At 60.7% G+C, this 13561-nt stretch carries 13 protein-coding genes; 12 read left to right on the top strand and 1 reads right to left on the bottom strand.

Annotated features, from left to right (window positions below; all coding sequences use genetic code 11):
• From hypB to GNG26_RS05355, 10 genes are all read left to right on the top strand, one after another.
• Positions 1–873, top strand: coding sequence for a hydrogenase nickel incorporation protein HypB (gene hypB, locus GNG26_RS05400; protein ID WP_156237997.1), 873 nt, complete (start codon positions 1–3; stop codon positions 871–873).
• Positions 864–1142, top strand: coding sequence for a HypC/HybG/HupF family hydrogenase formation chaperone (locus tag GNG26_RS05395; RefSeq protein ID WP_103178593.1), 279 nt, complete (start codon positions 864–866; stop codon positions 1140–1142). The genes hypB and GNG26_RS05395 overlap by 10 nt, the downstream gene beginning before the upstream one ends.
• Complete coding sequence (gene hypD / locus GNG26_RS05390) at positions 1142–2263, top strand: hydrogenase formation protein HypD (RefSeq protein ID WP_156237996.1); 1122 nt, start codon at positions 1142–1144, stop codon at positions 2261–2263. The genes GNG26_RS05395 and hypD overlap by 1 nt, the downstream gene beginning before the upstream one ends.
• Positions 2260–3270 (top strand): hydrogenase expression/formation protein HypE, encoded by a 1011-nt coding sequence (hypE, locus tag GNG26_RS05385; protein ID WP_156237995.1) that lies wholly within the window; start codon positions 2260–2262, stop codon positions 3268–3270. Before hypD ends, hypE begins: the two co-directional genes overlap by 4 nt.
• A 51-nt stretch (positions 3271–3321) precedes the next feature.
• Complete coding sequence (flhA, locus tag GNG26_RS05380) at positions 3322–5406, top strand: formate hydrogenlyase transcriptional activator FlhA (protein ID WP_103824136.1); 2085 nt, start codon at positions 3322–3324, stop codon at positions 5404–5406.
• A 57-nt stretch (positions 5407–5463) separates the two neighbouring features.
• Complete coding sequence (gene entD, locus GNG26_RS05375) at positions 5464–6108, top strand: enterobactin synthase subunit EntD (RefSeq protein WP_156237994.1); 645 nt, start codon at positions 5464–5466, stop codon at positions 6106–6108.
• A gap of 135 nt (positions 6109–6243) precedes the next feature.
• Positions 6244–7185: a D-ribose ABC transporter substrate-binding protein gene (locus GNG26_RS05370; RefSeq protein ID WP_103824134.1), complete on the top strand. Its 942-nt coding sequence runs from the start codon at positions 6244–6246 to the stop codon at positions 7183–7185.
• Between the two features lie 11 nt (positions 7186–7196).
• Entirely contained in the window at positions 7197–7805 is a 609-nt protein-coding gene (locus tag GNG26_RS05365; RefSeq protein WP_156237993.1) for a DUF2291 family protein, read from the top strand.
• Positions 7805–9331, top strand: coding sequence for a sugar ABC transporter ATP-binding protein (locus tag GNG26_RS05360; protein ID WP_197080128.1), 1527 nt, complete (start codon positions 7805–7807; stop codon positions 9329–9331). The genes GNG26_RS05365 and GNG26_RS05360 overlap by 1 nt, the downstream gene beginning before the upstream one ends.
• Position 9332: 1 nt before the next feature.
• Positions 9333–10421, top strand: coding sequence for an ABC transporter permease (locus tag GNG26_RS05355; protein WP_156237992.1), 1089 nt, complete (start codon positions 9333–9335; stop codon positions 10419–10421).
• 108 nt (positions 10422–10529) lie between these two features.
• Here the strand turns inward: GNG26_RS05355 and GNG26_RS05350 are convergent, their stop codons facing one another.
• On the bottom strand, positions 10530–11483 hold the full coding sequence (locus GNG26_RS05350) for a sugar-binding transcriptional regulator (RefSeq protein ID WP_114315698.1): 954 nt from the start codon (positions 11481–11483) through the stop codon (positions 10530–10532).
• Between the two features lie 296 nt (positions 11484–11779).
• Between GNG26_RS05350 and GNG26_RS05345 the strand changes: the two genes are divergently transcribed.
• A complete protein-coding gene (locus GNG26_RS05345; protein WP_103824128.1) occupies positions 11780–12610 on the top strand; it encodes a transketolase in 831 nt (276 codons plus the stop codon).
• Positions 12603–13553, top strand: a complete 951-nt coding sequence (locus GNG26_RS05340) for a transketolase family protein (protein WP_156237991.1) — start codon at positions 12603–12605, stop codon at positions 13551–13553. Before GNG26_RS05345 ends, GNG26_RS05340 begins: the two co-directional genes overlap by 8 nt.
• The last annotated feature ends 8 nt before the right edge of the window (positions 13554–13561 follow it).

Here is a 13561-nt window from a genome sequence, read left to right as displayed (position 1 = left end):
ATGTGTACCACCTGCGGTTGCGATCAGGGCAACCTCTATATTGAAGGCGATGAGCATAATCCTCACTCCGCTTTTCGCAGCGCCCCCTTTGCGCCGGCACACCGTCCGGCGCTGCGCATCACCCGCGTGGACGCTCAGGCTTTTACCCCGAAAGAACCTCTGGCGGGCCAGCTGGATTATGGCCACGGCGAGGCGGGCACCCATGCCCCCGGCCTCAGCCAGCGCAAAATGGTGGAGATCGAGATGGACGTGCTGGGCAAAAACAACGACCTGGCCCGGCGCAACCGCGCGCAGTTCAGCGCCCGCAACCAGCTGGCGCTGAACCTGGTCTCCAGCCCCGGCTCCGGTAAAACCACCCTGCTGACCGAGACCTTAAAACGTTTGCAGCAGCGCGTACCCTGCGCGGTGATCGAGGGCGATCAGCAGACGGTGAACGACGCCGAGCGGATCCGCGCCACCGGCACCCCCGCCATCCAGGTCAACACCGGCAAGGGCTGCCATCTCGACGCGCAGATGATCGCGGATGCGATGGCGCGCCTGCCGCTGGAGGATGGCGGCATTATGTTTATTGAGAATGTCGGCAATCTGGTCTGCCCGGCCAGCTTCGACCTTGGCGAGCGCCATAAGGTGGCGGTGCTCTCCGTTACCGAAGGCGAGGATAAGCCACTGAAGTACCCGCACATGTTCGCCGCCGCCTCGCTGATGCTGCTGAACAAGGTCGACCTGCTGCCCTATCTGAATTTTGACGTGGAGAAATGCCTCGCCGCCGCCCGGGAAGTGAACCCGGAGATTGCGATTCTGCTGGTCTCCGCCACCCGCGGCGACGGGATGGACGCCTGGCTCGACTGGCTGGAGGCGCAGCGATGTGCATAGGCATTCCTGGAAAAATCAGCGCCATTCATGACGGCATGCAGGCCAGCGTGGAGGTGTGCGGCGTACTGCGCGATGTGGATCTAACCCTTGTTGGCGATTGCGACGAAAAGGGCCAGAGCCGTCTCGGCCAGTGGGTGCTGGTGCATGTCGGCTTTGCCATGAGCGTGATTAACGAAGAGGAGGCGCTGGATACCCTCGCCGCCCTGCAAAACATGTTTGAGGTGGAGCCGGACGTTGGCCCGCTGCTGTTTGGCGAGGAGCCCCGCTGATGCGCTTTGTTGATGAATACCGCGACCCGCAAAAGGTAATGCAGCTGATCGAGGCCCTGAAGGCCCGGGCCGGGCTGCTGGCCTACACCGCTGCCCGTCCGCTACGCATTATGGAGGTGTGCGGCGGTCACACCCACGCCATCTTTAAGTTCGGGCTGGATCAGCTCCTGCCCGACAATATCGAGTTTATTCACGGCCCCGGCTGTCCGGTCTGCGTCCTGCCGATGGGGCGGATCGATACCTGTATCGAAATCGCCAGTCATCCGGAGGTGATCTTCTGCACCTTCGGCGATGCGATGCGGGTGCCGGGGCAAAATGGCTCGCTGCTGGACGCCCGCATGCGCGGCGCGGATGTGCGGATCATCTACTCCCCCGCCGACGCGCTCAAGCTGGCCCGGCAGAACCCGGATCGCAAGGTGGTCTTCTTCGGGCTGGGGTTTGAAACCACTATGCCCGCCACCGCCCTGACCCTGCGCCAGGCAAAAGCGCTTAACGTGCAGAACTTCTTCTTTTTCTGCCAGCACATCACGCTGATCCCGGTGCTGAAAAGCCTGCTGGCGCAGCCGGAAAATGGCATCGACGCCTTCCTGGCGCCGGGGCACGTCAGCATGGTGATTGGCACCCATGCTTACGACTTTATCGCCGCCGAACATCAGCGCCCGCTGGCGGTGGCCGGTTTTGAACCGGTGGATCTGCTGCAGGGGGTGCTGATGCTGGTGGAGCAGAAGATCGCCGGCATAAGCCAGGTCGAAAATCAGTATCGCCGTATCGTCCCGGAAGCGGGCAACGCCGTGGCCCAGGCAGCCATCGCCGAGGTGTTCGGCATTGAAGGCGACAGCGAGTGGCGCGGGCTGGGGGTGATTTCGCACTCCGGCGTGCATCTCACCGAAGCGTATCGTCAGTTTGACGCTGAGCGTCACTTTCGCCCCCGGGCGCAACAGATTTGCGACGCTCCCGAGGCGCGCTGCGGCGAGGTGCTCACCGGGCGTTGTAAACCGGCGCAGTGTCCGCTGTTTGGCGGCAAATGTACGCCACAAAGCGCCTTTGGCGCGCTGATGGTCTCGTCAGAAGGGGCGTGCAGCGCCTGGTATCAGTACCGTTCTCAGGAGTGTGAAAGTTGAAACAGATAACCCTCGCCCACGGCAGCGGCGGACAAGCGATGCAGCAGCTGATCGGCGAGCTTTTTATGCGCGCCTTCGCCAACCCGCTGCTGGACGAACAGGAAGACCAGGCCCGGATCCCGCTGCACGAGCTGACCGCCCACGGCGACCGGCTGGCCTTTTCCACCGACAGCTACGTGATTGACCCGCTCTTCTTTCCGGGGGGTGATATCGGCAAGCTGGCCATCTGCGGCACCGCCAACGATGTCGCGGTAAGCGGGGCGATCCCGCGCTGGCTCTCCTGCGGCTTTATCCTTGAAGAGGGGCTGGAGATGGCCACCCTTGAGCGCATCGTCACCAGCATGGCCGCCACCGCCGCGGCGGCGGGCATGACCATCGTCACCGGCGATACCAAGGTGGTACCGCGCGGCGCGGCGGACAAAGTGTTTATCAATACCGCCGGTATCGGTTCGGTGCCCGAGGGGGTAAACTGGGGTATGCGCCAGATTGAGGCCGGGGATGTGCTGCTGGTGAGCGGCACGCTCGGCGATCACGGCGCCACCATCCTTAACCTGCGCGAAGGGTTAGGTCTGGAGGGCGATCTGCAGAGCGATTGCGCGGTACTGACGCCGCTGATCCAGGCCCTGCGTGGCGAGCCCGGCATCAAAGCCCTGCGCGACGCCACCCGCGGCGGCGTGAATGCCGTGGCCCATGAGTTTGCCGCCAGCAGCGGCTGCGGGATTGAAATAGAAGAAGGCCGCCTGCCGGTGAAACCCGCCGTGCGCGGCGCGTGCGAGCTGCTGGGGCTTGATCCGCTCAACTTCGCCAACGAAGGCAAGCTGGCTATCGTGGTGGAACGCCAGGCGGCCGAACGGGTGCTGGCCCGGCTGCGGGAACACCCTTTGGGCGTGAACGCCGCTATTATTGGTGAGGTGGTTGAGCACAAAGGGGTACGACTTACCGGACTCTACGGCGTAAAACGGTCGCTGAATTTGCCCCACAGCGAACCACTGCCGCGAATTTGCTGATCCGGGCGGCGCATTCGTCTCTCATTTTTCTGGATACTCTGGATAAAACGCATGTCGTATACACCCACCAACGATCCTGTCGATCACGGATTGTTCGACATTACCCGTACTTTGCTGCAACAGACCGATCTTTGCGCCCTGGCGCAGGCGCTGACCCAGCATGTCCGGCAGATAAACCTCGCCGATAGCGTCCATATTCTGCTCTGGCAGTCTGAATCGCGCCGGGTTTATCTCTACAGCACCGATGAACAGGGCTGTGATATCCGCTACGAAGATGAGCCCCTGCTGGCGAGCGGCCCTTTTCGCCGCATGCTTTCCCGCCCGGACGTGCTGCACTGCACGGCGGCGACCTTTAACGAGACCTGGCCGCAGCTTGCCGCCCTCGATCGTTATCCCTCGTTTGCTCACTATTGCCTGACGCCCATCGCTGCCGATGGCCGTATCTTCGGCGGCTGCGAGTTTTTGCGCACCCAGGAGAAGCCCTGGAGCGACAGCGATTTTTCCCGCCTGCAAACCCTGACCCAGGCGGCCGGACTGGCCGTGGAGCAGATCCAGGCGCGGCTGCACAACAGCGACAACTATGACCTGCTCTGGCGGGAGCGTAACGATTTTCGCCTGCTGGTGGCGATCACCAACGCCGTACTGTCGAAGCTCGACCTTGATGAGCTGGTGTCGGAGGTAGCGCAGGAGATCCAGCGCAACTTCGGCATTGACTCCATCAGCATGGTGCTGCGCAGCGATCGCAAAGGGAAGCTCCTTGTCTATTCCACCCACTACCTCGATAAAGAGGCGCCCCTGCACGACCAGAGCGAGGTGGACGAAAAAGGCACGCTGTCTGAAAAAGTGATGCGCAACAAGCAGATGCTGATGCTTAACCTGCATCACCGGGATCAGCACGCCCCCTACGAACGCATGCTGTTTGATATGTGGGGGGAGCAGGATCAGACCCTGTGCCTGTTCCCGCTGATGTTCCGCGATCGGGTGCTGGGCACCCTGAAGCTGGCGCAGTGCAAAGCCCAGGTGTTTACCCCGTCCAATCTGAAGCTGCTGAACCAGATTGCTGAACGTGTCGCCATCGCCGTGGATAACGCCCTCTCCTACCGGGAAATCAGCCATCTCAAGGAGCGGTTGATCGACGAAAACTTGGCCCTGACCGAGCAGATCAACAACGTTGCCACCGATTTTGGCGAAATCATTGGCCGCAGCAGCGCCATGATGACGGTAATGAAGCAGGTGGAGATGGTCGCCCAGAGTAACAGCACCGTGCTGATCCTCGGCGAGACCGGCACCGGCAAGGAGCTGATTGCCCGCGCCATTCACAACCTGAGCGGGCGCCGCGATCGGCGGATGGTGAAGATGAACTGCGCGGCGATGCCTGCCGGGCTGCTGGAGAGCGATCTGTTTGGTCACGAACGCGGGGCCTTTACCGGCGCCAGCGCCCAGCGCATTGGCCGCTTTGAGCTGGCGGACAAAAGCACCCTGTTTCTGGATGAAGTGGGCGATATGCCCATTGAGCTCCAGCCCAAGCTGCTGCGCGTGCTCCAGGAGCAGGAGTTTGAACGCCTCGGCAGCAACCGCATCATCCACACCGACGTGCGGCTGATTGCCGCCACCAACCGCGACCTGACGCAGATGGTGGCTGACCGCGAATTCCGCAGCGATCTCTACTATCGTCTTAACGTCTTCCCCATCTTCCTGCCGCCGCTGCGCGAACGCCCGGAAGATATTCCCCTGCTGGTGAAATCTTTCACCTTTAAGATTGCCCACCGGCTGGGGCGCAACATCGACAGCATTCCGGCAGAGACCCTGCGCCAGCTCAGCAGGATGGAGTGGCCGGGCAACGTGCGCGAGCTGGAAAACGTGATTGAGCGTGCCGTGTTGCTCACCCGCGGCAATGTCCTGCAGCTTTCGATGCCGGATATCGATTTTCATCGCGCCAGCAGTGCCGCGCCGGAGACCGTGGTAAGCGATATCCGCGAAGGCGAGGAGGAGTATCAGCACATCGTGCGGGTGCTGAAAGAGACCAACGGGGTGATCGCCGGACCGCGAGGCGCAGCCCAGCGTCTGGGGCTGAAACGCACCACCCTGCTGTCGCGCATGAAGCGCCTGGGGATCGACAAAAACGCCCTCCTTTGAGCAACCGGGCCGCAAACAGGTTAAGATAGCGCTCCTTTTGTCCACCGCGAGAAGAACATGCAGATCACCCACGCCACATTTCTTCTCGCCGGACAGACCGTGCACCGCGTCACCTTCGAGCCCGCCACCTTCACCGAGGCCGATCTGCTCTGGCTTCCGCACCATCACCAGCTCTCTGACGCCGGACGCAAACGCAAAGCCGACCACCTGGCCGGGCGCATCGCCGCCTTCCACGCCCTGAACCGGCAGGCCATTCCCGGCATCGGCAGCAGCGGCGAACCGCTGTGGCCTGCCGGAGTGCGGGGCAGCCTCTCCCACAGCGGCATGCAGGCGGTAGCGATTTGCCGCGATAATGGCCTGGTGGGGATCGATTGCGAAGCGATTATCGCGGAAAACGAAGCGCGTGAGATTCAGGATGGCGTGATTGATCCTGCTGAAGCCCAGGTGCTGGCCGACTGCGGTCTTCCCTTCGCGCTCGCCTTCACCCTGGTGTTTAGCGCCAAAGAGAGCCTGTTCAAAGCGCTCTTCCCTCAGGTACAGGCGTGGATGGGGTTTGAATGCGCGCGCGTCACCTCCCTGACCGCCGATGCTCTGACCTTAACGCTGACCCGCCCGCTTCCTCCCTTCACACAAAATCAGGTATTTACCGCGCACTGGCTGCGTAAAGATGCGACGGTCGTGACACTGATCTGTGATGAATAATTGCTCAGGATCGTGATCCTTTTCTCCTTTTAAACAAATTAGCTGCCTGAACCGTAGACAGTTTTATCAGGCAGTCTTATCGTTACATTGAATAATAAATCATTATTGAATAAATATTCAGTGTGGAGAAAAAGAATGAACACGACCTTTGTAAAATCCGCTTTACTGGCCTCAATGATCGCCGCTTCCGGTTCCCTGTTTGCCGCCGATAACGGACTCATTGCGATTATTACCCCCTCACACGACAACCCGTTCTTCAAGGCTGAAGCCGACGGCGCGGCGGCGAAGGCAAAGGAGCTGGGCTATACCACCCTTGTCGCCTCGCACGACGATGACGTGAACAAACAAAACCAGCTGATTGAGACCGCCATCGCCCGTAAGGCGAAAGCGATCATCCTGGATAACGCCGGGGCGGATGCCACCGTCGGTCCGCTGGAGAAGGCCAAAGCGGCAGGCGTCCCTGCTTTCCTGATTGATCGTGAAATCAACAAAACCGGCGTGGCGGTAGCGCAGATTGTCTCGAACAACTATCAGGGGGCGCAGCTCGGTGCGGAGAAATTCGTCAAGCTGCTGGACGGCAAAGGGAAATACGTTGAGCTGCTGGGCCGTCCGTCGGACACCAACGCCCACGTGCGCTCCCAGGGCTATCACGACGTCATCGACGACTACCCGGACATGAAGATGGTGGCGCAGCAGACCGCCAACTGGAGCCAGACCGAAGCCTTTACCCGTATGGAGGCCATTCTGCAGACCAACCCCGATATCGTGGGCGTGATCTCCGGTAACGACACCATGGCGCTGGGCGCCGAAGCCGCCCTGAAGGCCGCCGGGAAGAACAACGTGATTGTGGTCGGCTTTGACGGCAGCGACTACACCCGCGACTCGATCCTGAAGAACGGCAACATTAAAGCCACGGTGCTGCAGCCAGGCTGGCAGCAGGCGCAGATGGCCGTTGAGCAGGCCGACTACTACCTGAAAAACGGCAAAGCGCAAAAAGATGAGAAGCAGCTGATGGACTGCGTGCTCATCGACGAATCCAACGCCAGCAAGCTGAACCTGTTTAACCTCAGCAAATAAGCGGAGGCAGTATGCGATTAACACAATGGGGCGCCGCGCTGACAGGCGCAGCCGCCCTGTTGCTGACGGCCTGCACCGTGGTGGATCTGGATGAGAACGGCAAGCCGATTATGCCTGCCGATCCCAACGCCAAAGCGAGCTTTGACAACCAGACCCCACAGCAGATCGCGCAACAAACCTGGCAGCCGCGGATCCTCGACGCCGCGAAAAATCATGCCCTGGACGCCAGCGCCCTCTCCACCCAGCTGAACACGCCCGCAGCCACACCGCAGAGCGTCTTCGTGCGCCTCACCGGCAAGGTGGAGCGCGTGGATGCCAGCAACGCGCGTGAGCAGAAGCTGGTGATGATGGTGAACGGCCAGCCGGTGGAGATCCAGAGCGGGCCGGTGATGCGCGGCAACGCCATCCGCGACGCCGCCGGGTTCCGCTTCGATGAATTTACCAACCAGGTTCAGTATGCCCAGCTCTCCCGCGCTCTCAACCGCGAGGCGGCGAAACATCTGCCGAAAATCGACGACAGCTGGAGCGGCAAAAATGCCACCGTGCTGTTCGCCACCACCCTGACGGGCGGCAAGGCGAATGAGGCGGCAGCGCTGGAACTGAAACAGGAGACGCCGTGATGAGCGATACCCCGGCAGACGACATTATCCTCAGCACCCGCGGCATCTCGATGCTCTTTCCCGGCACCGTGGCGCTGGATAAGGTCGATTACCGCGTCTGGCGCGGCAAAGTGAACGTGATTATCGGCGAGAACGGCGCCGGGAAATCGACGCTGATGAAGATCCTCGCAGGCGTCCAGCAGCCCAGCCTCGGCGAGATGTGGCTCAACGGCAAACAGGTCTCGTTCGCCAGTACCCGGGATGCCGCCGCCCACGGCATTGGCATGGTGCACCAGGAGCTGAACCTGTTTGAGAACCTCAACGTGGCGGAGAACGTCTTCCTTGGCCGCGAGCTGCAAAAAGGGATAACGCCGATCAACGAGGCGGAACAGGAGGCCCGCACCGCGGAGCTGCTGAAGCGCCTCGATCAGCCAATCTCCCCGCGGGAGCTGGTGGGCAATCTGAAGGTGGGACAGCAGCAGTTGATCGAGATCGCCAAGGCGCTGGCCGAGGATGCCGACATCCTGATCCTCGACGAGCCCACCTCGGCGCTGAGTAAAACCGAGGTGGAGATCCTGTTTCGGGTGATCCGCGAGCTGACCCGTCAGGGGGTCTCCATCATCTATATCTCCCACCGGCTGGAAGAGCTGATGGCGATAGGCGATGTGATCACCATTTTGCGCGACGGCAAGTTCCAGGCCGAAGCGAAGGTGCAGGATATCGACGTGCCGTGGATCGTGCGCGAGATGCTCGGCAGCGACCCGGTGAGTAACTTCCTTGAGCCGGGCCGCACCTTCGGCGCGCCGGTGCTGGAGGCGGAGCACATCACCTGCGTCAACGCTGCCGGCAATACGGTGGTCAACGACGTCAGCTTCCAGGTCAAAGCCGGGGAGATCGTCGGCATCTACGGCCTGATGGGGGCCGGACGCACGGAGCTGTTCGAGTGCATGCTCGGCACCGAGCGCAACTATCTGGGCAAGCTGTGGCTCGACAGTAAGCCGGTGCCCCAGCGCTTAACCACCGCCGAGCGTATCCGCATGGGGATGAGCCTGGTGCCGGAAGACCGCAAGCGCACCGGCATTTTTCCCGGCTCGTCGGTGGCCAGCAACCTGACCATCGCCAGCCTCTGGCGTCGGTTGCAGCGCGGCTTTGCCATCGCGCAAAAGGCGGAGCAGCAGGTCGTCGCCAGCACCATCGGCAATCTGTCGATCAAGGTCTCCACCCCGGAAGTAGAGATCCAGGCGCTCAGCGGCGGCAACCAGCAAAAGGTGGTGATTGGCCGCTCGCTGCTGACCAACCCGAAGGTGCTCTTCCTTGATGAGCCGACCCGCGGCATCGACGTGGGAGCCAAAGCGGACGTGTTCCGCATGATGGTGCAGCTCTCTGAGCAGGGGATTGCGGTGGTCTTCTCCACCTCGGATTTGAAAGAGATTATGGCGGTATCTGACCGCATTCTGGTGATGTCCGGCGGCAAACTGACAGACGATATTGTTCGCGATCGGGCCGAAGAGTCGGCACTGGTAACCGCAAGTGCTCAGGGGTTCTAAGATGAAAACGACACAGTCTGTCGCGCTGGCGCCGCATAAAGGGGCCGCGCTTTCCCGGGAAAATGTTCTGCTGCTGTTGCTGAAAATGCGCACCTTCATTGCGCTGTTTTTGATTGTCGGCTTCTTCACCATGACCGTGCCCGGCTTTCTCTCCACCGGCAGCCTGGTGATTATGATTAAGCATATCGCCATCAACGCCTTCCTGGCGCTGGGGATCACCTTTGTGATCATCACCGCCGGGATCGACCTCTCCATCGGCGCCACTCTGGGGCTGTGCGGGATGATTGCCGGGTGGATGATCACCAAAGGGATTGTGCTGCCGATGTTTGGCATCGCCATCTTCCCGAGCGTGTGGGTGATTGTGCCCGTGGTGCTGCTGATTGGTGCGCTGATAGGGGCGGTGAACGGCTGGATCATCACCCGCTATAACGTCGCGCCCTTTATCTGCACGCTGGGCACCATGTACGTGCTGCGTGGCGCGTCGATGCTGACCTCCGACGGCCAGACCTTCCCGGGGCTCTCCGGCAATCCGCAACTGGGGAATACCGGCTTTGATGAGATTGGCGCAGGCACGTTCCTCGGCATTCCGTGGGCCATCTGGATGATGATCATGCTGGCGCTGGTCATCGCCTACATCGCCCGCCGCCTGCCCTTTGGTCGCCACGTCTACGCCATCGGCGATAACGAGCGCGCGGCAGAACTCTCCGGGGTGCGGGTCAAGCAGGTGAAAGTGCTGGTCTATACCCTGTCGGGGTTCTGCGCTGCCATCGCCGGGATTGTGGTCTCTGCGCAATTGCTGGCGAGCCATCCGGCCAACGGCACCGCCTTTGAGATGAACGCCATCGCCGCGGTGGTGCTGGGCGGCACCTCGCTTGCCGGCGGCCGCGGCACCATTCTCGGCACCCTGATCGGCGCCTTCGTCATCGGCTTTTTGGCCGACGGCCTGGTGATGATGGGGGTGAGCGAGTTCTGGCAGATGGTGATCAAAGGGATTGTGATTATCGTGGCGGTGATTATCGACCAGATGCAAAACCGGATGCAGCAGAAAGCGGCGGTGGTGGCGCAGAAGGCGGTGATGGAAGGGAAGTAGCGACATTGTGCGGGGTTTATGCCGGGTGGCGCTACGCTTACCCGGCCTACAACGGCACAACATGTAGGCCCGTGCAAGGCGAAGCCGCCGCCGGGCAAAATGCACTGCTTACGATGCCTTCAATAAACTCCGCGCCGTGGGGTAATCGGTGATTAGCACATCGATATACTTCCCTTCCAGCGCCCCGCGAATGGCGTTGCGTTTCTCTTCCCCGCCCGCCAGGGCGATCACCTGCGGGCAGGCGCGGATCTGCGCCAGCTCCATACCAATTACCGGATCTTCTTCCGCACTCAGCACCGGCTCGCCTTTCGCATCGTAGTAATGCAGGCAGATATCCCCTACCGCCCCGCGTTCGGCCAGCAGTTTGAGCATCTCTTCGTTGTAGTAGTTGCCGGAGTTTTTCAGCAGCTGCGACGGCTCCAGCTCGCCAATGCCGACGATCGCCACATCCACTTCGGCAAATTTGCTAACTACCGCCGCCACGTCCGGGCTGCTCACCAGCCGGGCGCGCTCCTCTACCGAGTGCTCAATACTTTGCGACGGCAACAGCCACGCCGGGCAGCCAAGATGCGCCGCCAGCTGCTGGGTAAGAATGGTCGCCTGTACGTTGCCGTTGGGACCCACGCCGCCCAGGAGCTGGATCACCCCCGCGGCGCGGATATTCTGCGGGTGCATCTCATCCACCATGCAGCGGATGGTGCTGCTCCAGGAGGAGATCCCCACCAGGTCTTCCGGACGCAGGCGGGTTTCGACATAGTGCGCCGCCGCGCTGCCGATGGCGTGCTTGATCTGGGCGTTGGACGGGTTCTCGCCCACGTCCACCACGATGGCCTGTCGAATGCCGTACTGCTCCTCCAGCGCCTTTTCCAGCGAGACAAAAATATTGGTAGGCTGAACGACGGTAATTTTCACCAGCCCCTCTTTCTGGCAGCGCGTCAGCGCCCGCGACACGAAGGATTGCGAGAGGTGCAACAGGGAGGCAATCTCGGACTGCTTTTTATTCTCGCTGTAGTAAAGTGTGGCGATCTTCACCAGCAATCGCTGTTCATCCTGTTTCGACATAACGTTCCCCTTAATCGGCTGTCGTTATTTTTATTCATCACTGAATATTTAACAAGCAAGCGCCCGCTCGATCCGCTGGGCAAATGTGATCCTTTTCTCCTTTCTTCGAAATTTGCCTGCGCAAACCGTAGACAAACCTCCTGACTGGGCATATCTTACATTACATGAATAATAAATCAGCATTGAATATATATTCAAAGCGATCATAAATCCCTGCTCTGACAGAGAGAACAGGGAAATAGCTTACCCGGCTGGAATAATTATTCACATCAGATTATAAATTCAGGAGGTATGTTATGAATCCGTTTTCGCTCTCCATCGCGGAGCTCGAAACCCGGGCGCGCTCGATTCGTCGCCGGATCATCGTGCTGAATGCCGAAAGCCCGGCGGGCGGCCACACCGGGGCCGATCTTTCGCAGGTCGAACTGCTCACCGCCCTCTATTTCCGCATTCTGAACTGCTCCCCGCAGCTGAAGGATAGCGATGAACGCGATATCTATATCCAGTCGAAGGGCCATGCGGTGGGCGGTTACTACTGTGTGCTGGCCGAAGCCGGGTTTATCCCCGTTGAGTGGCTCGCCACCTATCAGCATGCCGACTCTCACCTGCCGGGCCATCCGGTGAAACATAAAACACCGGGCATTGAACTGAATACCGGCGCGCTGGGGCATGGTCTGCCGGTAGCGGTCGGGATCGCCCTGGCCGCTAAACGCAACAACAGCAAGCGCCGGGTGTTTGTAGTGACCGGTGACGGGGAGCTGGCGGAAGGCAGCAACTGGGAGGCCGCGCTGGTCGCTGCCCACTATCAGCTGGATAACCTGTTCATTATCAACGACAAAAACAACCTCCAGCTGGCGGGCTCCACCAAAGAGATCCTCAATACCGACCCGCTGGATGAGAAATGGAAAGCGTTCGGCCTGGAGGTGACCGCCTGCAACGGCAACGACATGGCGGACGTGGTCGCCACCCTGGAAGGGCTGAAGCCCAACGGTAAACCCCATGTGGTGATCGCCCACACTACCAAGGGCGCGGGAATTTCGTTTATTCAGGGACGGCCTGAATGGCACCACCGGGTGCCGAAAGGGGAAGAGATTGAACTGGCGCTGGAGGAACTGAAAGATGAGTAATAGCGAACACCTCGCCACGGTGATGGTGAATGCCTTTATTGACGCCGTTGAACGCGGCGTGGACCTGGTGCCGGTGGTGGCGGACTCCACCTCCACGGCGAAAATTGCCCCCTTTATGCAGCGCTTCCCGGGCCGCCTGGTCAACGTCGGCATCGCTGAGCAGACGCTGGTGGGTGCCGCTGCCGGTCTGGCAATCGGCGGCAAGATCGCCGTCACCTGCAACGCCGCGCCATTTTTGATCTCGCGGGCTAACGAGCAGATCAAAGTCGACATTTGCTACAACAACACCAACGTCAAGCTGTTCGGCCTGAACGCGGGGGCCAGCTACGGGCCGCTCGCCAGCACCCACCACAGCATCGACGATATCGCCATTATGCGCGGCTTCGGCAATATCGAAATTTACGCCCCGTCGAGCCCGAACGAGTGCCGCCAGATCATCGACTACGCCCTCGATCATGTGGGCCCGGTCTATATCCGTCTCGACGGGAAAAATCTGCCGGAACTGCATGACGACAGCTACCGTTTTGCGCCGGGCAAGATTGACGTCCTGCGTAGCGGCCAGGACGTGGCGCTGGTGGCAATGGGCTCGACGGTACATGAAATTGTGGAAGCTGCTGCACAACTCGCGGAAGAAGGTATTGACGCCACTGTTATCAGCATTCCATCTATTCGTCCGTGTGATACCCAACAGCTGCTGGCCGCCCTCGCCCCGTGCAAGGCGGTGGTGAGCGTCGAAGAGCATAACGTCAACGGCGGCGTCGGTAGCCTGGTGGCGGAAGTGCTGGCCGAAGCGGGATGCGCCGTGCCGCTGAAACGGCTGGGGATCCCGGATGGACAATACGCGATTGCTGCCGACAGAGCGTCAACGCGGGCACGCCACGAGATAGATGTCGCTGGGGTGGTGAAGCACGCCCGGGAAATGCTGACGCGACAGGTTTGCTGAAAATAACA

The organism is Leclercia sp. J807, from assembly GCF_009734465.1.
Lineage (GTDB): Bacteria > Pseudomonadota > Gammaproteobacteria > Enterobacterales > Enterobacteriaceae > Enterobacter.
This window is presented reverse-complemented; position numbering and strand designations above follow the sequence as displayed.

Coding starts and splice junctions, on each gene's coding strand:
- hypB (WP_156237997.1), top strand. CDS start 1: ATGTGTACCACCTGCGGTTGCGATCAGGGCAACCTCTATATTGAAGGC.
- GNG26_RS05395 (WP_103178593.1), top strand. CDS start 864: ATGTGCATAGGCATTCCTGGAAAAATCAGCGCCATTCATGACGGCATG.
- hypD (WP_156237996.1), top strand. CDS start 1,142: ATGCGCTTTGTTGATGAATACCGCGACCCGCAAAAGGTAATGCAGCTG.
- flhA (WP_103824136.1), top strand. CDS start 3,322: ATGTCGTATACACCCACCAACGATCCTGTCGATCACGGATTGTTCGAC.
- entD (WP_156237994.1), top strand. CDS start 5,464: ATGCAGATCACCCACGCCACATTTCTTCTCGCCGGACAGACCGTGCAC.
- GNG26_RS05370 (WP_103824134.1), top strand. CDS start 6,244: ATGAACACGACCTTTGTAAAATCCGCTTTACTGGCCTCAATGATCGCC.
- GNG26_RS05365 (WP_156237993.1), top strand. CDS start 7,197: ATGCGATTAACACAATGGGGCGCCGCGCTGACAGGCGCAGCCGCCCTG.
- GNG26_RS05360 (WP_197080128.1), top strand. CDS start 7,805: ATGAGCGATACCCCGGCAGACGACATTATCCTCAGCACCCGCGGCATC.
- GNG26_RS05355 (WP_156237992.1), top strand. CDS start 9,333: ATGAAAACGACACAGTCTGTCGCGCTGGCGCCGCATAAAGGGGCCGCG.
- GNG26_RS05350 (WP_114315698.1), bottom strand. CDS start 11,483: ATGTCGAAACAGGATGAACAGCGATTGCTGGTGAAGATCGCCACACTT.
- GNG26_RS05345 (WP_103824128.1), top strand. CDS start 11,780: ATGAATCCGTTTTCGCTCTCCATCGCGGAGCTCGAAACCCGGGCGCGC.
- GNG26_RS05340 (WP_156237991.1), top strand. CDS start 12,603: ATGAGTAATAGCGAACACCTCGCCACGGTGATGGTGAATGCCTTTATT.